The 20,454-nt window shown below is 38.9% G+C and carries 23 protein-coding genes, 1 tRNA gene and 2 pseudogenes; 10 read left to right on the top strand and 16 right to left on the bottom strand.

The window, feature by feature from the left end; all coding sequences use genetic code 11:
- Positions 1-125: 125 nt before the first annotated feature.
- Positions 126-1,361, top strand: a complete 1,236-nt coding sequence (locus tag CVD28_RS12505) for an ATP-grasp domain-containing protein (RefSeq protein WP_101592706.1) — start codon at positions 126-128, stop codon at positions 1,359-1,361.
- A gap of 147 nt (positions 1,362-1,508) precedes the next feature.
- A tRNA-Leu gene (locus CVD28_RS12500) sits at positions 1,509-1,591 on the top strand.
- 76 nt (positions 1,592-1,667) lie between these two features.
- Here CVD28_RS12500 and CVD28_RS29100 read toward each other — a convergent pair.
- Together CVD28_RS29100 and CVD28_RS12490 are read right to left on the bottom strand one after the other, a co-directional pair.
- Positions 1,668-2,221: pseudogene (locus tag CVD28_RS29100) on the bottom strand (class I SAM-dependent methyltransferase).
- A gap of 131 nt (positions 2,222-2,352) precedes the next feature.
- Positions 2,353-2,775, bottom strand: a complete 423-nt coding sequence (locus CVD28_RS12490) for a DUF1801 domain-containing protein (RefSeq protein ID WP_101592705.1) — start codon at positions 2,773-2,775, stop codon at positions 2,353-2,355.
- A 493-nt stretch (positions 2,776-3,268) separates the two neighbouring features.
- Between CVD28_RS12490 and CVD28_RS12485 the strand changes: the two genes are divergently transcribed.
- Complete coding sequence (locus CVD28_RS12485) at positions 3,269-3,733, top strand: hypothetical protein (protein WP_101592704.1); 465 nt, start codon at positions 3,269-3,271, stop codon at positions 3,731-3,733.
- A gap of 146 nt (positions 3,734-3,879) precedes the next feature.
- Here CVD28_RS12485 and CVD28_RS12480 read toward each other — a convergent pair whose 3' ends face one another.
- The 3 genes from CVD28_RS12480 to CVD28_RS12470 form a co-directional block, all read right to left on the bottom strand.
- Entirely contained in the window at positions 3,880-5,214 is a 1,335-nt protein-coding gene (locus CVD28_RS12480; RefSeq protein ID WP_101592823.1) for an amino acid permease, read from the bottom strand.
- A gap of 1,059 nt (positions 5,215-6,273) precedes the next feature.
- Complete coding sequence (locus tag CVD28_RS12475; protein ID WP_101592703.1) at positions 6,274-6,504, bottom strand: hypothetical protein; 231 nt, start codon at positions 6,502-6,504, stop codon at positions 6,274-6,276.
- Positions 6,505-6,673: 169 nt separating this feature from the next.
- A complete protein-coding gene (locus tag CVD28_RS12470; protein ID WP_257985848.1) occupies positions 6,674-7,351 on the bottom strand; it encodes a peptidylprolyl isomerase in 678 nt (225 codons plus the stop codon).
- 304 nt (positions 7,352-7,655) lie between these two features.
- Between CVD28_RS12470 and CVD28_RS12465 the strand changes: the two genes are divergently transcribed.
- The 3 genes from CVD28_RS12465 (at position 7,656) to CVD28_RS28775 (ending at position 8,734) form a co-directional block, all read left to right on the top strand.
- Entirely contained in the window at positions 7,656-7,868 is a 213-nt protein-coding gene (locus tag CVD28_RS12465) for a hypothetical protein (RefSeq protein WP_101592702.1), read from the top strand.
- Positions 7,852-7,974 (top strand): sporulation histidine kinase inhibitor Sda, encoded by a 123-nt coding sequence (sda, locus tag CVD28_RS12460; protein ID WP_101592701.1) that lies wholly within the window; start codon positions 7,852-7,854, stop codon positions 7,972-7,974. The genes CVD28_RS12465 and sda overlap by 17 nt, the downstream gene beginning before the upstream one ends.
- Positions 7,975-8,599: 625 nt before the next feature.
- Entirely contained in the window at positions 8,600-8,734 is a 135-nt protein-coding gene (locus CVD28_RS28775; protein ID WP_257985847.1) for a hypothetical protein, read from the top strand.
- A 94-nt stretch (positions 8,735-8,828) separates the two neighbouring features.
- Here CVD28_RS28775 and CVD28_RS12455 read toward each other — a convergent pair whose 3' ends face one another.
- Positions 8,829-9,626, bottom strand: a complete 798-nt coding sequence (locus tag CVD28_RS12455) for a CPBP family intramembrane glutamic endopeptidase (protein ID WP_101592700.1) — start codon at positions 9,624-9,626, stop codon at positions 8,829-8,831.
- 372 nt (positions 9,627-9,998) lie between these two features.
- Between CVD28_RS12455 and CVD28_RS12450 the strand changes: the two genes are divergently transcribed.
- Positions 9,999-10,208 (top strand): hypothetical protein, encoded by a 210-nt coding sequence (locus CVD28_RS12450; RefSeq protein ID WP_101592699.1) that lies wholly within the window; start codon positions 9,999-10,001, stop codon positions 10,206-10,208.
- A 114-nt stretch (positions 10,209-10,322) separates the two neighbouring features.
- On the opposite strand, the gene CVD28_RS12445 is transcribed toward CVD28_RS12450, so the two are convergent.
- The 8 genes from CVD28_RS12445 to CVD28_RS12415 form a co-directional block, all read right to left on the bottom strand.
- Positions 10,323-10,526: a hypothetical protein gene (locus CVD28_RS12445; protein ID WP_101592698.1), complete on the bottom strand. Its 204-nt coding sequence runs from the start codon at positions 10,524-10,526 to the stop codon at positions 10,323-10,325.
- Between the two features lie 226 nt (positions 10,527-10,752).
- A complete protein-coding gene (locus tag CVD28_RS12440) occupies positions 10,753-11,010 on the bottom strand; it encodes a YetF domain-containing protein (protein ID WP_374702526.1) in 258 nt (85 codons plus the stop codon).
- A gap of 132 nt (positions 11,011-11,142) precedes the next feature.
- On the bottom strand, positions 11,143-12,249 hold the full coding sequence (locus tag CVD28_RS12435; protein ID WP_101592696.1) for a DUF4179 domain-containing protein: 1,107 nt from the start codon (positions 12,247-12,249) through the stop codon (positions 11,143-11,145).
- The gene (locus tag CVD28_RS12430) at positions 12,239-12,817 is read right to left on the bottom strand and encodes an RNA polymerase sigma factor (RefSeq protein ID WP_101592695.1); all 579 of its coding nucleotides are present in this window, start codon (positions 12,815-12,817) and stop codon (positions 12,239-12,241) included. The genes CVD28_RS12435 and CVD28_RS12430 overlap by 11 nt, the downstream gene beginning before the upstream one ends.
- Positions 12,818-13,215: 398 nt before the next feature.
- The gene (locus CVD28_RS28075) at positions 13,216-13,365 is read right to left on the bottom strand and encodes a hypothetical protein (RefSeq protein WP_180954143.1); all 150 of its coding nucleotides are present in this window, start codon (positions 13,363-13,365) and stop codon (positions 13,216-13,218) included.
- 156 nt (positions 13,366-13,521) lie between these two features.
- A complete protein-coding gene (locus CVD28_RS12425; protein WP_101592694.1) occupies positions 13,522-13,743 on the bottom strand; it encodes a hypothetical protein in 222 nt (73 codons plus the stop codon).
- Positions 13,744-13,822: 79 nt separating this feature from the next.
- Positions 13,823-15,010 carry an MFS transporter gene (locus tag CVD28_RS12420; RefSeq protein WP_101592693.1) on the bottom strand — a complete coding sequence of 396 codons (1,188 nt, stop codon included), beginning with the start codon at positions 15,008-15,010 and terminating at the stop codon, positions 13,823-13,825.
- 297 nt (positions 15,011-15,307) lie between these two features.
- Positions 15,308-16,057 carry a DUF2161 domain-containing phosphodiesterase gene (locus CVD28_RS12415; RefSeq protein ID WP_101592692.1) on the bottom strand — a complete coding sequence of 250 codons (750 nt, stop codon included), beginning with the start codon at positions 16,055-16,057 and terminating at the stop codon, positions 15,308-15,310.
- A gap of 106 nt (positions 16,058-16,163) precedes the next feature.
- Between CVD28_RS12415 and CVD28_RS12410 the strand changes: the two genes are divergently transcribed.
- Positions 16,164-16,376 carry a hypothetical protein gene (locus CVD28_RS12410; RefSeq protein WP_101592691.1) on the top strand — a complete coding sequence of 71 codons (213 nt, stop codon included), beginning with the start codon at positions 16,164-16,166 and terminating at the stop codon, positions 16,374-16,376.
- 135 nt (positions 16,377-16,511) lie between these two features.
- Positions 16,512-17,789 (top strand): annotated as a pseudogene (locus CVD28_RS28770) (MFS transporter).
- A 269-nt stretch (positions 17,790-18,058) separates the two neighbouring features.
- Here the strand turns inward: CVD28_RS28770 and CVD28_RS12395 are convergent.
- The gene (locus CVD28_RS12395; protein ID WP_101592688.1) at positions 18,059-18,493 is read right to left on the bottom strand and encodes a GyrI-like domain-containing protein; all 435 of its coding nucleotides are present in this window, start codon (positions 18,491-18,493) and stop codon (positions 18,059-18,061) included.
- A 100-nt stretch (positions 18,494-18,593) separates the two neighbouring features.
- Between CVD28_RS12395 and CVD28_RS12390 the strand changes: the two genes are divergently transcribed.
- On the top strand, positions 18,594-19,283 hold the full coding sequence (locus tag CVD28_RS12390) for an HTH domain-containing protein (protein ID WP_142384769.1): 690 nt from the start codon (positions 18,594-18,596) through the stop codon (positions 19,281-19,283).
- Positions 19,284-19,591: 308 nt separating this feature from the next.
- Here CVD28_RS12390 and CVD28_RS12385 read toward each other — a convergent pair whose 3' ends face one another.
- The gene (locus CVD28_RS12385; RefSeq protein WP_101592686.1) at positions 19,592-20,332 is read right to left on the bottom strand and encodes an SDR family NAD(P)-dependent oxidoreductase; all 741 of its coding nucleotides are present in this window, start codon (positions 20,330-20,332) and stop codon (positions 19,592-19,594) included.
- Positions 20,333-20,454 lie beyond the last annotated feature (122 nt).

Below are 20,454 nucleotides of genomic sequence, written 5' to 3'. Positions count from 1 at the left end.
TATAAATATACTATATCTATAAATATCCCTATGATTTTTACAAAAACAAATTTGGCTGAAACAGGGTGTCTATTATTTATTCAAGGCACCCGTTTTTTAAATTATTTTTTTAGGGAGGTATTAGTATGGGGGAAGCAGCATTTCCAATTCAAGTTTTAGATGATCAGCAAAATGTCACTATTCGTCCTTCACATTCCATAACAGATATATATGGAAAGGATTTCGCTTACACTCCAAAGCTGTACGCAGAAGATTATCAGCATTTTTCTAGTGATCTGCTAAGCCTGGAAGCCTTGACTGGCAGGGAAATTAGTGCTGTCGGAGATGTTCCTGTCGTTTGCCATGAAGGAACAGCCACAGAACCGGCGTTAGCGCTGCTTCGAAAAGCCGGACTGCACGTACCTCCAGTTCGTTATACCTATCGAAATGATGCTGAATATATTGATGTTCTCAATTATCTTGCTCTTCAAAATAAAAAGCTTATTTTCCAGTATCCGCATCCTGCGGATAAGGTATCTCCTGAAACATCCTGGGTTAAACCGGAGGTTCTGGCCTATTTATGTGATAAGCGCAGTATTCCTGAGCTTGTTCCTCCCCAGCACGTTCCCCCAAGGAGAATGATGAGTTTAGAACAAATTCTTGAAGAAAAGCCGACGCTCCCGATCGTTTTAAAAACAGGAGATGGACGGCCTACTTCAGGCGGCTGTGGCGTTTTGCTCGTACAAGAGGATAAGCAGCTTTATGAAATTGATGAAACCTTTGGTGACTTATCAAAAATTATTGTAGAAGAGTTTATCCAATATGATCAAAACATTTCTGTTCATTATGCTGTAACCGAAAAGGGTGAAATCCACTTTCTGGGCAAATCCATCCAGCTTGTCAATAAAGATGGATGTTTCCGCGGCAGCTGGATTACAGTGGATATCGATGAAACGATCACAGATATTGTTGACACCGGCTATGAAGTAATGAAAAATATAGCCGCCACAGGATATGTCGGCATTGCAGGCTTCGATGTGCTCATCCGCGATGACCAATATTATTTTATTGATTTAAACGTAAGATTTAACGGATCGACATGCGGACTTTTGCTTTATAATGACATCCGTAAAACATATGGAAAAGAAACCGTGCGGCTCTGTACTCTCGAATGGAATCAAAGCTTTGACCGCCTAGTTCCTATAGTGGAAAAATATATGGACCAGGAACAGTTTGTGCCATTAAGCTTTTTAGACGCCTCCTACCTTCCTGAAGAAAAACAGGTATCTAAAGTGATCGGCCTTATACTTGGACACTCCGCACCTGAAGTAGAGGGTGTGCTGATGGAAATGGCAAAGGATGGTCTGTATCCAAGAGAATAATAGTAATAAATTTACCAGGCCAGTCAGTTCACATGACTGGCCTTTGGTATGTAAAGGCAGATGATAATCCCTTATGACAACTTGAAGAGAGGATTGTGTTTTTACATCTTTTGTGTTATAATTTTTAATGTCATTGATACAATATTCGCGGTTGTGGCGGAATGGCAGACGCGCTAGATTCAGGTTCTAGTGGGGGCAACCCCGTGGAGGTTCAAGTCCTCTCAGCCGCATCAAAACAAATAGAAAAAGCAATTTGCGATTCGCAGCAGGTTGCTTTTTTTATTATCGAATGTTTAGGAAACAGGATCATTTTCGAGCTTTTATACAAAGCCAGCCCCTCTTAGTGTTTTCGAGAAATTCATAGTTGCAAATCCGATGGTTTTTAGCAGGTGCTCCACCTCTTCCCTCTTTTTAAACAGCTTCATATGATAGTTGATTTTATAATTTTCTGCAACGATTACTAAGCACCCAATATCTTTTAATTTTCTAAGTCCAGCCAAAAATAATGGGTCTGATAAGCTGTTATTTTATCAAAGGATGCTTCAGGAATTGGTATAGCTGAAACACTTGCCTGCTGGTTATGTACTTGTCCTTTTTTAACAGCTGCCTTATTTGCTTTGATAGAATCCAAAAACAATGCCGACTATTATCCCATCTCTATTTAGCATGAATAAAACATGTATCGCTTTTCCCCCGCCGCAGCCTATATCCAGAATAACCTCATTGTCTTTTATTTTTACCAGCTGTAAAGCCCATTTGCTCATTCTGGCATGGGCATTGTTCATGATGTTCAGCATGACGGATCCTGTTAATCAATTCGGGTTTTTCGCTTGCTCGATTAATCTATTTAGTATTTTCATACTAGCACCATATTTGCTTATCTCTCCCCCGCCGATGGCTACAATTGTTCCCATTTATCCTGCCTCCCTTCTGAGATTCTGGCTGCCGTTCAAATCTGGAAAATAATATTTATTCCGCAAAGCTGGTCAGCTTATTTACTCGGATACTTTTCTCTTAAAAATACAACCGATTCCCTGATTAGCTTTTTTAAGACATCAAGATCTATATCAGAAACTTTATTGATATAAACACAGGCTTTGCCGGTTGTATGCTTGCCAAATTGATTTAGTAATTCCTCCCGTTTTGTTTCACCAGGCGCAAAATATAAACTGTGCTTTGCTTTGCGCGGTGAAAAACCGACTAGTGGTGCATCACCCTCATGGCCGGAATCATATTTATAATGGTAGGAACCAAAACCGATAATGCTCGGCCCCCACATTTTTGCCTCATATCCGGTCGTTTCGGTGAAAATATCCAATAATTTATATGCATCTTCCCGCTTTTTAGGATTTTCAACGGCTTCGATAAATTCAATTACGCTGCGGTCCGTTTCCTTTGTTTTTTGTTTGTACATAAAAAGAGACCTCCAAATCATTGATTTTTAAGCAAACAGAATTTGGAACAGTTTGGCATCGCCCAGCAGCAGCCATTATTTGCAATAACCGGCTGCAAAATTCACCAAACTACCTCTAAGCAATGCCGGCTGTTATATAGTATATTATACATCAGGGAATTTTTGTTAACAGCAATATCACCGCTGTCTAATTAACGTGCTTTTCCTTGCCCTGCTGAAAGGCTGCCGTGTTTCTTCTTTTTATAAAAGTGAAACCTGTAAAACTGCATAAAAGTACAAAGCCAATACTTTGTTCATATAAATCGGCAAAGCTGCCATCAAGAGTTTCTTTTTGAAACGGTATATATAACTGTCAAGTTCAAAATTTCTCTTTTTTACCATTACTGTTTTTATGAGCCAATTTATTTTTTTATATGAAAATTCTGATAAATGTTTTTTAAAACCAGCCGATACATAAAATTAAAAAACAGACAGAATGTTAAGGGTGAAGGAAATGTTGTGCATATGCGAGGAATTGGATCAGGCAAAGTATGGTTTGGCCGGAAAAGTAGCGATTGTGGAGGACAAGAAAGCGATTTTGAAGCACACTGGTCTGAGGAGCGAGGATTGGCTGTATTTTTGGGATATTGATTGCCGCTTACTAACGGGCTGCTTTCATTCTGCACACGCAGAATATGAAAAAATCATCGTAGTATATGACTATGAGGTTTTCTGTTCAGAACCCGACATAAGAGAAGCCATCCTTTTTCATGAGCTTGGGCATCTGGCATACCCGGTAGCCAGCGGTGAACAGAATCTTGAAGCTGAATTAAACTGTGACCTGCATGCAGTTAATAATGGCTATAAAAACGGATTGGCGATAGTGCTTGAATTACTTTTAAAAATGTCAGAGTCATTAAGAAATACGCTGTTGGCAGATATGACAAAAAAGAGGCTGGAAATGCTGTATACCGCCTAAGTAATTAAATCATCCTCAGAGGGTGATTTTTTCTTTCCTGCAAATTCTAATCGTTTGAATAACAGATCCCCCTTCCCTGAACAAAAAAAAATCCCCGCTTAAAAACGGGGACCCTAACTTCAATTGTCCTTGGATATAGCGTGAAATCACTTTTGCACACGCCTGGCAAATGAAAGCAGGGTAAGCAGCAGTAAAATGGCCAGGCAAACGGCGGTTCCAATCAGATTATCTTTTCTGAAGACAAATGAGATAAAGATAATCGTTAAGGAAGCTATTGCCAGAATAGTCGTGAATGGGAACCCTTTTACCTGGAAGAACGGTTTCTGCTTATATTGAGGACGGAGCTTTAATTGAGCAAGACAGATGCTTGTCCATATAACAAGAACGCTGAATCCGGGAATTGTCATCAAATAGCTGATAATTTGTTCCGGAGCCATATAGGCTAGAAAAAGCCCTACCACGATACAAGCCGCCGTAATCATAATCCCGTTTAAAGGTATACCCTGCCGTGAAATTTTTAATAGCCTTTTAGGCGCTTCACCGCTTTGCGCCATTGAATATAAAGTCCTGGAGGTTGCATATATCCCAGAGTTAGCGGCTGATAACACAGCAGTTAATAGAACAAAATTCATAATATGTGCAGCACCTGGCAAACCTGTGATATCGAATACCTGCACAAATGGACTGTCTTCACCTGATACCTTATTCCAAGGCATAATTCCGCAGATAAGCAGAATCGGAATCACATAAAAAATGATGACTCTCCAAACCGTGTTTTTAATGATTTTAGGCAGCACTTTATGGGAGTCTTTTGTTTCTGTGACAGCAACGCCAATCAGCTCTGCTCCTCCATAAGAAAACATTACGATCAGCAAAGCACTCATCATCCCGCTGATTCCGTTAGGAAAAAATCCGCCATGCGCCGTGTAGTTTGAAAAGGAGCCTGCCGAGCTCGGAATAACGTCAAATAAAATGGCTATCCCTAAAGCAATAAATGCTATTAAGGTGATAATTTTTATCCCGGCAAACCAAAACTCAATTTCGCCGTAGTATTTTACCTGAAAAAGGTTCATGGCTATTATTAACACAGCACAGAAAAAGGCCAGCAGCCATAACGGCTGTGCAGGGAACCAGTATTTCAGAAAGCTACCCGCTGCCAATATTTCAACAATCGTAACAATAACCCAGTTAACCCAATAGAGCCATCCAATAATGAATGAAACTCTGTTGCCAAATGCTTTATGAACAAGATGCTGTACGTTCAAGTTAGGATAGGCAATGGCCATCTCAGCCAGGGCCGTCATAACAATCAATAATAATAACCCGCCTGCTAAATATGCCAATGCAACACTTGGCCCTGCAAAATTAAGTGTATCCGAGCTTCCTTTAAAAATGCCTGTTCCAATCATGCCCGCAAGAGCAATGAATTGGACATGTCTTGGCAGTAAACCTTTTTGTAGATCCTGATGGCTTTTACCCAAAATAGCTCCAACCTTTCTATGTGCACTGCTGCCTATCCCACTGGTTTCCAAATAATCAGGTTTAATGGGCATTAGGATAATATAGTAAAACCTTTTATCCTATAAAAAAATGCTCTCTTGCTGTGACGCTTTTATGCAGTTGAGTAATATTTTATTAGTATAATATTATCTGCTGTTTCAGTCAAATAAAATTATGTATTTGCTGCATCCTCGTTCTTCTCCTAAAATGCGCCTCCGTCTCCTTTAAAATGGAAACGGATACGCCTTATTCCAAGTTCGAAAAACCACTCATTTGTTCCGGCATTTTTTGCAGACTTGGACTAGCTGATTATCTTCTAATCTATGCGGATACAATAGCTTAATTCTAGATGTACCGCACAATGGGCAGTTCCCCCGCCCTCTTGAAGGCAGGCTGTTTAATGTCTTTCCTCGATATCTCTTCGCCATTCCCATCCATCCTCATTTATCATTCATTTCTATCTCTTTATATAATGATGAAATGAAATAAAAATTGATGGGTACTCGCCTATTTTTCTGTTGAAAAGATGGGGTTCTGCGCCTATTGTTCGGAGTAATGAAAATTAATTAATTAAAATGTAATCTCTTAGGAAGTTGTATGGTTAGCTTCGCTAACACCGCCTTTACTCTTTAATATGTGTTACTATATATGCTTATTTCCATTCATAGGCTGGGAGATAAAAATCATCAATAATAAATACTGCATTCCTTCCTAGCGTTATGAAAAAAACCCCAATAACATGAAAAAAGCCTTTACCGAATTTGGTATAGGCTTTTCTCATGTTTAGGAGAAGATCTGCCCTATTTAACAGCCATCACTGCCATTTCTGCAGCACCGTTAAATATCATCATTGACAAAGATTTTCTTTGTCGATAAAGCAAATCTTGCTTCCGCAGTAGTCAATACAAAGATTCTTCTGCCTGTTCAGCCATAAGCTCCAGTGCATTCACATTTGTATCGCTACATTATTTTTTTACCCGTATATATAGAAGTTAAACTTTAATTGCGCGACTTTTTCGAAAATTACCACATATTGCCCGCTACCTATTTTTCATCAAATAAGCGAGCCAAAAAAGCAGCATAGGCAGCAGAATCGGCAGTTTTAACCAACCTTCAGCACCGCCAAAATAAAGCGATAGGGCTGGAAGCAGCAAAGCATAACCGCTTATCATTATCGCTTTCCATGATTTTTTCCAAAATCCCCATATCACGCAGACACCTGAAAAAACTAACAACGTCCAATAAACAATACCGACTATAAAAAAAGCCATGTTTATTCACCCTTTAAACACGCATTTATGACTAACACATTATATGTCTTGCTTGTGTTTTAGGTCCCTTTTCAATTTAAACCTCCAAAAAAGGCTGTGATAGTTTTTGATTCCGACAGTATAAAAGCCAAAACGCAGCAATAAACACGTCTTGGCTAATTTAAGCTAATTATTGTTTTTTTGGTTCGGGGTAGTCATATCCTTTTGTATCTACTTCAACTGTTTTCATCTTTTGATCCTTGAGCGGTTTATCTGAAGGGTCACGTTCAGCCGCTACGATAGCATCAACAACTTCCATTCCCTCGAGCACTTTTCCAAATGCAGCGTATGATCCATCAAGTGATGGAGCATCAGCTACCATAATAAAGAATTGGGAACCAGCAGAATTAGGTTCTTGGGTCCTGGCCATGGATAGTATACCTCTTGTGTGTTTTAATGTATTTTCATAACCGTTTGCACTAAATTCACCCGCAATGGAATAATCCGGTCCGCCAGTCCCATTCCCGGCTGGGTCGCCGCCTTGGATCATGAACTCGGGAATTACACGGTGGAAAATTACCCCGTTATAATAGTCTTTCTCAATTAGTGAAACAAAGTTGGCGACTGTATTAGGGGCAATTTTAGGGTATAGCTCAAGCTTAATTTTTCCTCCGTTTTCCATTGTTATTGTTACTGTTGGATTATTTTTTACATCTTTAGGATATACTGCTCCCTCGCTTGTTTGTTTATCTGCCTGCTTATTTTCTTCTCTTCCTCTATCAGAATCTGTCCCGCAGCCAGATAATAAGAATAGAAAAGCTGTAAATATCGTCAGCAGCATCTTTGGTTTTCCTGGGAACTTTTTCATTGTAAACCTCCTAAATTGCTTATGTAACTGATTCATTATTATAGCATGGAAGAAGTTAATCTTCCTCTATATATTTCCTTTTTCAGCATAGTTTGCTAATATTTTCGATTGTTTATTCCTGCATCTTTTTCACTATAAAAATAATACATGGAAAACATTAGCCTCTTTTCGCCTAGTGCGAAAGATTTAATGCTAATACATTTGTACCTTTTATAATTATTTGAAAATTAAATCTTTTCAAACTCTCTCATTAGTTGTAAAATGGAACAGAACTCACCTCTTAGGAATCCCAAAGGTGGTGTTCATGACCTGTAAGATCGGGTCCACAAACGTTGCCACAGAACACAGGAAGCTTTTGAAGCAGTATGTTGAACAAATTGAAAAGGTTTTAGCAATTCTGGCACAATTGGTCTATGTTCTGCAAAATGTGGGTGGAGTATATTTTTACATACCTATCCGCTGGAAAAATCAAAAAGTATCCAACCGAGGAGGCATGCAAGATGAAAATTATGAGTAATGAGCTGTTGGTGGTTTCCTATCGGGATGCAGTGTCGAAAGTGGATAAGGATTTGATCAAATTTTTCAAACAAGAAATGCAAAAACGCGGATTAACGACAAAGTGATAACAAACCCACCGTTCCTAAGAGAGCGGTGGGATTTTATTTTTCAATATTTCTTTATTTAACAAGTTATGCCGCTTTTATTCCCGAGTAAGCTGCCCCCTTCATAGCGGAAAAGTATGGCTGCTTTCACCGTTTTAATTCTCCCAAATAGAGGTCACACCCTTAACACCAGCTGCCTTTATCATCTGCTCTAATATGAATTTTCTCTTACCATTTAAATATTTTTTTAAAGATCTTGGCACGTGTAATTGCCGATATATCGATGAAATCCTGATTCGATATATAACCCTTTTTCAGCAAAAGAAGGTGTTCTCCCGCCAGCAATCTTTTCTCATTCCAATAATAGGACAGATCTTCCTTTTTAGGTCAGTTCGAGGCCGCATGTAAGGCCCTCAAGACCTCCGCAAACAGCAATCACATCAAATTCCTTCACTGGTCCCCCCGCATTTACAAATTGAATACCTTTGTTTTTCAATTTGTAATTCTGTCATTCAAAATAGCTGAGAACGTTTAATAAATGGTGATAAATCTGTTTCAGCCAATTAACCGGCCTTTTTATTCTTCAAAAACACATGGAAAATTCGTTTAACACCATGCATATATATCAAAAAAGGAGGGGTTTTTATTGGCTTATTTATGGGTGGTAACTATAGGTTATGTGATAATCCTCGGATTGGTTGGCGGCTTATTTTTCTATTTTATAAGATCGGCAGTTTCCCCTGAAGATGCAATAAGGATTGACCCGCCTAAAACGCCCTAAAGTGTACAAAACGGAAATGCTCTTTATCTTTTTTAATATGCAAAGAAAAAAACAGTGTGATGTCGATAGAATCACACTGTTTTTGCATTACTAGTTAATAAAATAGCGGAATAAACAACAGCTGCATGGAAATATGTGTAAACATATGAGCCACGATGCTATATTCAAATCCCTTTTTCCAATACAGCCATCCAAAGAAAATTCCGCCAATACCGTTCAGCAAGAAGGAGCGAAAGATAATTTCTCCCGTTAATTCACCAAACAGACCTTTAGTGGCCGGGAGATGCAGTGCTGCAAACACGAGGGCCGCAATTATGATGGCAGCCCAGAAAAAGGCCGGTGAGGCATTATCTTTGGTCCGTCTGGCTGCTTTAAGGAACAGCCACACAAGCAGGCTCATAAAAAACAGCCTCAATAGAACTTCCTCCATAACCCCCCCATATAATACACCGGTAACCAATCCCATCAAAGAAAACTCAGGCATGGCTTCTCCGATTGCTTTGATCCTTTGCTGATAGTAAAAACGGTCAGCACCGACAATGATGAGGCCAGTGATTACTCCAAACAGTATGGATAATAGCAGCGGCTTTTTCTCAATAAGCACTTTTTTGCCTTTTCTAAAAATGGAATCCAAAATATCGAGTGAAAATCCTGTTTTCCTTGCCAATTTAATTCCGATAAATCCTAAGAGCAGACTCATTAAAAAAATCTGAAAGCTTGCAATTAAACTCACAAATTCCATTGGAATCGGTGTTGCCTCAATAAATGCCTGGTAACTTTCAGTACTCATAGTCTTCTTCAATGATTCTAGCTGATATGGGACCAGGCATAACCCAGCCACAAAACAGATCAGCGCTAGCAGCAGTGCGATTTTAAAATCATTTTTTTTCATCTCATTTTCCCCTTTTCCCCATTTTCAGGACATCTCCATGAACCATTGGCTTCATACTGTGGTGATTAGGCTTACCAAGATTCGTTTGGTCCTTTATTTTTTTTTCTCACCGGTAACGGTTTGTTTACCTTTGCTTTTTGCCTAAGAGTTCCGATGCCTCCCATCAGCTTGATTCCAGCGTCTGATTAATTCAGGCTCGCAACACGATACATTCATAATGTTTGACGAAATCATCATCGTTTTCGTTCAGTTAATTTTTAAATAAACCTGCTAATTGATCCACATTCTGCTCATAAACAGCCAACAAATGGATAAATGTTAAATTTCAGGGGATTTTAATCTTAATTCAAAAAATCCAAGGGAGCAATAAACATGAATGTGAATAACGATATGGTATTTGAAATCAAAAGCAACTTTATGCCGAACATTACTAATTCAGATACTTTGAGGATCATTGAAAGCAAAAAAGGAAGTGTTGTTATTCAAATGAATAATTCCAATTCCAGAGGCGTCTTCCCGCTGGACAATTTTTATTACTGGATTAAAAAAGGTGCACTAATTCCTATTCAGGGGCATAAGTAAAAAACATCTTAAGTTTTTCTTTTCCGCACAACAGTCTAGATCTCCCCTTCCCACATATAAAAAAATGCTCAGATAATTTTCTGAGCATTTTTACTTTACCTTCATGTTAAATTTTCAGTGTTTGATACCCTTACGCTCCTTTTTGATTTGCTGAATTGTTAGCATTAAACCCGTTAACCCAGCAGTCATTGAAGCAGGAATACTAAATAACAGGTAATTCCATTGCCCTGCAGCCATAGAAACAATGAAAAAAAATATTGGAAAACCGGCTAAAACAAACAGAGACACAGCTAAAGCAACTTGCGTATTGCTTCTCACGGGCCTTCCCTCCTGGAAAAAAATGCATGTATAGGAATTTAATTTTATCCCACTGCCTATTTTAACATAAAATTCCTTTTTAAATACTTAAACTTATGTATGATAACAGCATTTGTGTGTGATATTAGGGCCTGATATTTCATAAGAATAATAACTTTCATATAAAGGCTGCACGTTTATTATCCCCTTCCCTTTCTAAGTAAAGGGTTTATTATTTTTTCAGAAGCTAAGTTTCAGCACCTGACAAAGCGATCAATTTTTCAACAGCCCCTTTTCCGAAGAAAAAAGGCTGGTGCGGTGAAGAGAAAAGCACTAAATTGTCGTAGGTTTTTAAATAAAAACCATATTGTTCTGACCATTCTGCATAAAACACCTGCTTTACCTGCAGTTTTTTATTTGAAAGTTCAGCCATCAGCCAATCCTGGGATTTACCCATACGTCTTAATCCTTTACTGCTTGCTGAAGCCTTCCTTGACCTGTGAATCGGGGCTTTATTTTCCTGTGTTGTGTGTTGGTGCCCATCCTACTTCTGTTGTCCACAACTCTGAAATCTTAAAATAATTTCATAAACAATACAAAAACGATTCCCGGACAGTAACGGGAATCGTTTTTCTCATTAATTTAGTTTTTTCTTATCCTTGCTGTCGATGACGATTTCATACGGGTCGTCTTTTACCATTTGCTGTATTTCGTCCGTTTTGATAAATTCTTCAATCATGGTGTTCAGATCGGTTGCCAGCTCAGCTGCTTTTGGGTCAGAAGCAGGCAGTTTGATTCGGATCAGTACTCTTAACACACCGTTCCTGCTTTGATAGCCGACACTGGATACCTGATATTTTTTGTACGTCTTCAGTTCCTCAGCGATTGCTGAAATAGCTGGACCCCAGCGATTATACTGGTCTTGCCTTACTTGGTCAAAAATGCGAATTTTAACTTTAGCGGAATCCTTGCCGGCTGTTTTCAGTGCGTTCTCAACAGCCAGCTTTATTTCTGCCACCCTTTCCTTCTTTTCCAGGTTGGAGAAATCCAGTTCGACTCCTTCCGGTCCAAAACCATAGCTGTTTTGAAAGTTAAAAGAGCTCAGAACCGGATTTATGATATTGAAAACTTCTTCCGTCTCTTTTTCAAGTCTTGCATTTTCCGCTTCAATTTTCTTCGAAGGTTCGACTTTCATTCTTACTCTTACATAATAATCCTCATATTTTGTTCCCGTACGTTTTTTCAAAATACCATAGGCTATCTTTTTCACACCTGTGTCCATCTTCTTAACATTTTCTTTAGTGTCGTCGAGGAAAACGTACATGCCCTCTTCTTTTCCGCCACCATGCTCCAAGACCTGTTCTACAGGATACCCTTCTTTCTTTAGCGCTTTTGTGATTGTTTCGTGTAATTGTTCATCATCGTATTTTTCGTACAGCGAGCTAAGAGGCGGGATTTTCGATACCATTTTTGCCATGGTTGGTGAAACAAAGCCTGAGCCGACGAATAAAAGGATACTTGCGGCAGAGGCTATGGCATAAATGGCTGCTTTCTTTCCAAAAGAGCTCTGCTTTTTTAATTGCTTTTGAAAGCCCGTCCATTCGCGTTCTATCCGTTCGCTCCTAGTTTCGTCCATTTGATCTTTTGTAATCTTTTGTGGAAGCTCCCTAGCAAAACGTTCGAGGGACAAGAGTGCATCTTGATCCTGGATGGAATCATTGACTTTTTCATTTTTATATCCCATGGGTATTAACCTCCAGCAAAAAATTTTTATTCTGTTTCATTAAACTCCCAAGTTTGACTCTTCCCCGCTTCAGCCTGGTTTTCACAGTGTTCACATTTTCATCAAGGGCGAGGGAAATATCTTTTACCGACATATCTTCAAAATAGTAAAGCAACAATGGTATTCTCTGATCCTTTTCAAGCTGTGCGATCAGCGCCATTACTTCATTCTTATTCTCACGTCCGATTGCTAGGTTTTGGGCAGAATCTGATTTTAGCTTCAACTCTGCTTCCGGGTTTTCACCTAATCCGATTATTGGCTGTCGGGCATTTTTGCGGTACAAGTCGACAGAGCGATTATGCACCAGCCGAAAAAACCAAGCCCTAAAATTACGGATATCCATTTGATTAATGATGCTGAGATATGCATCTTCTAAAGCATTTTGGACTGCATCCTCTGCTCCTTCCCTTGAACGCAGCACCATATATGCAGTTTTATAGGCGGTAGCAAGATAAGGTTTAACCAGTGCACTGAAAGCGTCGGCGTTACCGTCCCTTATTTTTTTAATTAATTGGTTTTCTTGGTTCAACTAAGGTACCTCCTCTTCAGTATTTCATACAGTATGTCGTTTTAACTGTCCTGTTTGGTTTCAATTTTAGTAAAAGTTTTTAAATATTTTTTAAGAATATGTTTTTTGTCCCCATAAACTATGTAACTGCCATTTAACCCATAAAAAAAGAGCTGTTCCAGTAACAACTCTTTTCATTCCTATGTATATATTTTTACATTTTATAGCAATTTTAAATATCCGGCAATCAATCTTAATATTTAACATTTGTAATTAATAATTAACTAAAGTCGCCAAGGGTATTAAAAGTCAGCACTGCTGCCCCTATAGCTAAGGCATTCGAAGAACATTTTTCCGACATAAATAGAAACAAACCCGAATAACGGACATAAATTATCCACCGTATTCGGGACATTCTCTTAATCCTTCACTGATAGTGCTTCAAGGTAATCAACGTATGATAAACAAACGGCAATGATTGCTGCGATTAAAGATAGAATAACCGATCCCAATCCCAACAGACTGCCTATGAGGCCCCATTTTTCCTGTTCCACTTCATTAAGAATCACTCTAAACGCCCCTTTTGCGATGTCTAGGCATTATATGTAAAATATGGGCTAAGTGTTCACCTAAACGGAGGAAGCATTTGAAATGATTGAAAAAACAAATACTTAGTACAGAAAGAGGGTTGTGTTCTATCCTCCAAAAAAGATGTAAGCTTCTGCTTACATCTTTTTTCCCAACAGTTTAGATTCTAATTTCACAGATGTATTATATAGCTCTTTGTTTTCTTCTGACAAAACATCCAGTTTGTCCAGCAGTTCCTTGTTTTCAGGGTCTTTTTCAAGTATCTGGCTAACCTCTAATCTGTTCTGTGCATTGTCCCTTTGATCAATAGAAACCTGGTTCATTTTCTCTAAAATTTCGTCTTTTTCATTCTGTTCCATTTTTTTCACCCTTCCCTTATTATTTTTTTATAGGGTCAATACTTTTATAATATCCGTACTCTGTTCCCCTAAACATATCTTATGCTTTACGTTGCTGTACTCCCGTATCAGGTTTTTCTTTGATAAAGAAAGTAATAATCAGAAGAATTATAAGGAAGATGATCGGGAGATTAAATCCGTATTCAGGACCAAATTTTTCTGAAACGGCACCCACAAGCCAGCCTGCAAAAGCGCCGCCAATCCCGGATGCTACATAAACAAGGCCAAGTGCAGAGCCGCTCGTTTCTGACAGCTTCGTTCCAATCGCTGTTGCAGTCGGAAATAATACAGATAAAAACAAACCGGCAGCTGCAAATGAATACACCCATTCTTCTGCAAAAAACTTACTGAAGGTCACATTGGCGACCGCTAATAAAGAGAAGATGAGAATCGTCTTTTTCTCTCCTAATTTTTGAGTTATGAATGCCCCGCCTAATCGGCCTAACGTAAATAATAGAGAAAAAACGGATAGAATCGCGGCTACCATTGCATTCTTTTCACCTGGGCTGGCACCGCCAAGCTCCAGTGTTTTTAAAAAGCTTGGAAAGAAATTAAGGAATGATACTTCTGTTGCTACATAGAAGATCAGGAAAATCATGACGAACACGAACTGTGCGTTTTTCAGCATTTCCTTAAATGCTGCCAAGCTTGCTCTTTCAGCTTTCCCTTTAGGCAGCTTAGTAAATAGAAGCAATATGATAAAAGCAATCATTAATACTCCGATACCGATATAAAAGACTCTCCAGGAGATATTTGCATCGAACATCCACCTTAGCAGAAGCGGAGTGACGAACATCCCAAGCCCGTAAACACCCATGGTAATGTTAAACATCATGCCTTGCCTGTTTGGATAGACAGCTGGAACAATTGCATTGGAAGCAACTGTCATTGCGCCAATTCCGAATCCTACTATGAGATAAAAACCAAGAAAGAACAGTACAGTTTGGGCAGCCCCAGTTCCAAACAAGCCTGCAGCCATAATGGCCGCACCCGCCAAAGTCATATATTTAAGGCCCTTTTTATCAACAAGATAACCGCTGACCACACCGGCAATTGTAAATCCCCACTGGAATATAAAAACAACCATACCCATTGTATTAAGGTCAAGGCCAATACTCTTTTTGACTTCATCGAGTACAATCCCTTTTGTACTGCCAATCCCTCCTAATAAAAACATGGTAAAGGCCATGATAATCAAAGCCGCTATATTTCTACTCTTCTTGCTCATTTATGTGTCACTTCCCCAAGTTGTCTTACCGTTAGAGTTCCCTTTGTGGAAGTTGCTAAACGTCTTGCTTTGTTATACTAAAATAATTTAAAGCGTTTTCTTTTTGAGAGCAATACGGTTGTAAGCCTTTACGAAAATATTTTTTTCGTAAAAGAATTACATCGAAATAGGAATTAACATTGTATGCTCTTGTTGATAAAATTGCCGAACACCTCTCGTGGACTAATGGTGGTTCTAAAAAAAGAGGATAAATAATGCTGCTCCCCTGACCTTTTGCCATATCAGGGAGAGCAGCGGCTATTTTTTTTTAAAAGTTTCAGAAGAACCATCATATAATCTGTAAAAGTACTGAACCTGTTCAGGGAAGTGTTCCAGTTCTTTTTTGCCTAAACTGCTTATTGTATACGTTCCTCTTTTAATTTTGTCAAACCAGCGGTAATAGTTTTTATTCAGAATGGATAATGTTTTATCGCCTGTACCCATCTCTCTTAAAGCCTTTGGTGATAAGGGTCCAAATCGTTCCAGCAGGCATGCGATTTGAATGCATGTTTCCTTATAGGCCGTGATGATTTTTGTTTTGCTGCTGCCGCCGATATTATAGTCACCATTCCTGCCATCGATTTCAGCAATAATAAAGTCCCTTTTTTTTCTGTTGTATTGCATGCTTTTTAGCCGGTCAAAGGGTCCCGGAGAAATGGCAATCTCCATACTAATACCGCTCTTTTGGAAGGATACGAGAATCAGACCAAGCTCCAGGCGCCGTATCAGATGGCAAATATCATTCCATTTTTTTGAACCAAGCCTGTATTTTGGCCTGGGGATAGCAATATAGACGAGGTCGGTGATACGCTGCCGTTTAGCTGCCTGAACCAGCAGGTCAACTGTTAAATTCAGCTTCATTTCCACAATGATTAGTTCATTTTCCTTCACTGCGGTAATATCACAATGTTTTACCTCCGCATAAACATCGTAGCCTTTTTCGGTAAAATAGTTACGGATTGGTTCGTACAAGTCAGTCTCTAATATTTTCGCTGTTTTGCTATTCATGTAATCCCCTCTAGTAAATCTTTAAATAAAAAACTCTGATAAACTTGACTGTTGATTTCCGCTTAAATGGCGGTCGGGGAGCCTCCTAAGGAGAATGCAGTTAAATATGAGTCAAATATCTTTTGATAAACTTCTATTTGAAGATCAAATAAGTAATGAACAATCACCCTCCTTTTGGAAAGCGCCATTGTCATGCTTGTTTCTCAAAGGTATGGGCAGTGCCCGACAAAAAGCGAATAGCTTAAATATGGAAGTGGGCGATTTTCCCATTGCTATGTTTTCATTAATAATGGTTATGTCCTTCATATTCCTCTTTTAATGTGCCACGGACATCCCCCTTGTCCAATCGATTATAACCTTTAAAGTAAATAATTGACAGTTATAAATAACTCTTTTAAGATATAACCACCTAAACCCTTTTTAGGTGGTTAATTTTTTTAGGAAGGTTGTGTTGATGTCAGTAATTGAAAAGTCCAAAGCGGAAATCCCATTATCTTTTCCGCAGAATCCTGATTTTGCAAAACTTTGGTTAGGTGAGACTATTTCCTTTTTTGGTACCCAAATCTCCAGTGTAGCTTTCCCTTTGGCAGCGATTACTCTATTGGAAGCTTTCTCCACACAAGTTGGGATATTAAACGCATCGGCATACGTACCCTTCCTAATTTTTACATTTGCTGGAGTTTATGTTGACCGCTCAAAGAAACGGCCGATCCTTATCGTTTCGAATATTGGCAGGAGTACAATGATATTATTGTTTCCTTTTGCGATATATTTCGATTTTCTTAGCATTGAACTGATGTACATTATTGTGTTTATCTTGGGTTTTTTTACAGTGTTCTTCGATGTGACCTTTCAGACGTACATCCCCTTTCTTGTGGATAGAGATCACCTTGTCAAAGCGAATGCACGAATCACTGCAAGTTCATCTACTGCCTGGATTATTGGACCCGGCATCGGTGGGTTTTTTGTCTAATTATTTGGAGCTGCCGGAGCCATTTTTATTGATGCCGTATCCTATTTTCTAGCAGGACTTTGCCTTTACACCATTAAGAAACCGGAAGGTGCGCCTATTTCAAAAAACTCAAAACTAAATTTGGCAAACGAGATTACAATAGGAGTGAAATTTGTATTCGGAAACCGCTGCATTAATGCGTTAATGGGTGAATCCGCAACATATAATTTGTTTTCCCAAATCCTAATGTCGGTGTTCTTGTTGCACTGCGCAAATGAATTACATTTAAGCGCAGGTATGATTGGTTTGATATTCTCGATGGGAGGAATTGGTTCCATCATTGGATCCCTCCTTGCTGAAAAAGTTTCAAAGCGCACTGGCATTGGGCCGGCAACTATCTGGTCGATGATACTGGCATGCGGTGTCTTAGTTCTTGTTCCAATTGCAGAGGAGTTTCCCGATAATATGATAGGTTTCATTTTTACAGGGTTTTTCCTGAACGGTATTGGCCTAAGCTTGTCGAATATCACCGCAACATCTATCCGGCAGTCTGTTATTCCAGAGTATATGCTGGCTCGGGCACTATCCGCATCAAGGCTCATAACCTGGGGTGCCACTCCAATTGGTGCATTAACGGGTGGATTATTAGGAGAAATGATTGGTCTGCGTGAGACAATGTTTATCGGAGGTATTGGACTATTTCTTGCTCCTTTATGGGTAATCTTTTCTCCGCTTAGAAAGATGAAGGGAACTATTTTGAGAATAAGAATTAGTTTCTGACCCTTCTTTTTTGGGGAACAAGATTTGCCACGTATGTTAAAATGGAATTTTCAGAGAGAAGTATGGGCATAAAAACACCGAAGTGCGGAATCACTTCGGTGAGTAACTTTTCACCTTGTCAAAATTTTTTCCTAGAAGGACTACCCTTTTAGCTCAAAGTTTTGGTCTTTTATTATCCTGTTATGACAACTTGTAAATCCTCTAAACTGTAGTAGTGGCTGGCTGTATGACCCCTTCATTTTGAAAAAAAGTTGTACTCATTTCGTTTCCTAAACGACTTTGTAATATAATTCATGAGCACCATTCTTGTCATCAGGTGCAAATTGGATTTTAAAGTCCTCTGGATCAATTGTATGGTTATTTTCCTTAGCCCACTTAATCATATTTTCAAATGTATGTATCATCTCCATTTCCGTTCCTGTATGCCGCGTATGAACATAGTTCTGTTCTGGAATAGAAATGCCCTCAAACCCATCAGGTACCTCAGTAATCTTTGATACTTCTACGCCTACTAATTGGGTGAAAATGCCGTCCTTCAGTTGAAGACAAATGTCAAGGGTGTAAGGTGATACTTTATTCGAAATTTCATGCTTTCTGCGTGTCACTTCAGCCCACGCCTTTGGCATTTCGATCCCCAGCTGCTCCCAAGGACAGGAAACTTTCTTGCCAACTACATAAAAACCTGGTTTTTTAATAATTTGCATATAGCAATTCCTCCTGATTGTCAGTAATACTGTTCTCTTCTATAATACAAGTTAATGTGGACAATAATTGTCATATTCTTTTGAAAAGCGAGAGATTTTTATGAGTAAAACTCAACGTCTATTAGAATTAATGGAATTGGTAAAGCAAAAGCGAATCTTTACGGTAAAAGAGTTGGCGGACGAATTTCAAGTTTCATATCGTACAATGTGGCGTTATCTGCAGGAACTTAGTACATATGGGATAGCCCTATATTCAGAGCCGGGGTCACATGGCGGATATAGAATTTTGGATAGTAACCAAGGTATCCATAAAATAGAAGCAGTTTATAAAACCAGGTCCACCTATATTGGATACAGCTTTGATGCTCCATACATAGCAAAAGCTGAAACAGAAATTCTGGCACCAAGACTTTGGTTAAAATTGCTGTCACAGGTCAAAGAACTGAGAGGAATCCAGCATCCGCTAAAGAAAACAGCACTGTCCTATTTTCGAAATGAGAACTTCACTTACTTTATTGCGGTGGAGGCAGATATTAATAAAACAATAAAAGATATTCCTCAAGAAATGACCGCCATATCCATCCCTGAGATGTATTACGTTAGAAAAACACATTTGAGTAACCTGGATCTGAATCAGGTAATTGACACTTACGAAGACATCTATCGATGGATTTCAAAGAATGGCTGGAGGCAGCTGGATGCATTTCATTTAGAATACTACGGTGACCAGTTCAAGCCATATGCCCAACAGCCTCAATTCGATGTATATGTTCCGGTAATCAAAGCTTAGTGTCTCTCGAATTCTAGATGGATTTATGACAAAAGGTCTGAAAGTAATATCGATTCTATTGATTGAGTCGGACAGATGATCCATCGATTGGATCATTTCCGCTCTTTGCAGCCACACCAGTTGCTTCGTACAATATCTGTTTACATGTGAAGGAATCCCATTTGTCACATATTAAAATTTATTTGCTAATTGTTTTGAGGATTATAGTCTGGACTTCTCAACAAATGGTAACCTAACCATTTTGTGTTTTAAATTAAATCAAATACCCTCTTATCGGAAACTCAAATAAGAGGGTGTTGTTAGAAACTTCATAGTGTTTGGCCATTATCAATTGTAAAAACCTGGCCTGTGATAGATTCTTGGGACAATTGAAAAAGAATGGCCTCCGCAATATCGTTAGGTGTTGATATTCTCTCCAGTGGCAGGTTGCCCGCAAGTTGATACATTTTTTCTTCATTACCCGACCACCATCTTGTATCAACTGCACCAGGAGAAACACTATTCACCCTGATATAAGGTGCTAAAGCAATAGCTAACGACCTGGTCATTGTGTGAATTGCTGATTTTGTTGCTGCATACGGGATGGATGACCCTATTCCTGTTATACCTGCCACGCTGCCCAAATTAACTATTACACCCGATTGTTGCAGCTTCATATGCGGGACAACCGCTTTTACGCAATGAAACATTCCTTTTACATTTACACTAAAAAGGGAATCCCACACCTCATCTGTTACTGAATCCAAGTCAACCATGGCTATTTGGGCAGTAATGCTGGCATTGTTTACTAAACCATCAACCCTCCCAAATTGTGCCACAGTTTGGGATACCATATCATTCACTTCTTTTTCAATAGCTACATTTGCTCTAAAAGCGATTGCTGTTCCTCCTAGCTGTGTAATCTCATTGATTACTTCCACAGCTTCTTTTTCCGATCGGCTATAATTAATAACCACCTTTGCACCTGCACCTGCTAATTTCAAAGCCGTCGCTTTTCCAATACCAGTGCCACCGCCTGTTACAATGATAACTTTATCTCTTAATTCCATTTTAAATCATCCTTACTTTGTTTTATTTCCTATGTTTTATTATACTTTTAGGCTGTTAAAGGGTATAATTCTCAATAATGAAGGCGGTATCATTTTCAATGATATCAGGGAGGAATGAGTTC

Origin of the sequence: Bacillus sp. M6-12, from assembly GCF_002860285.1 — a bacterium.
Lineage (GTDB): Bacteria > Bacillota > Bacilli > Bacillales > DSM-1321 > Peribacillus.
This window is presented reverse-complemented; position numbering and strand designations above follow the sequence as displayed.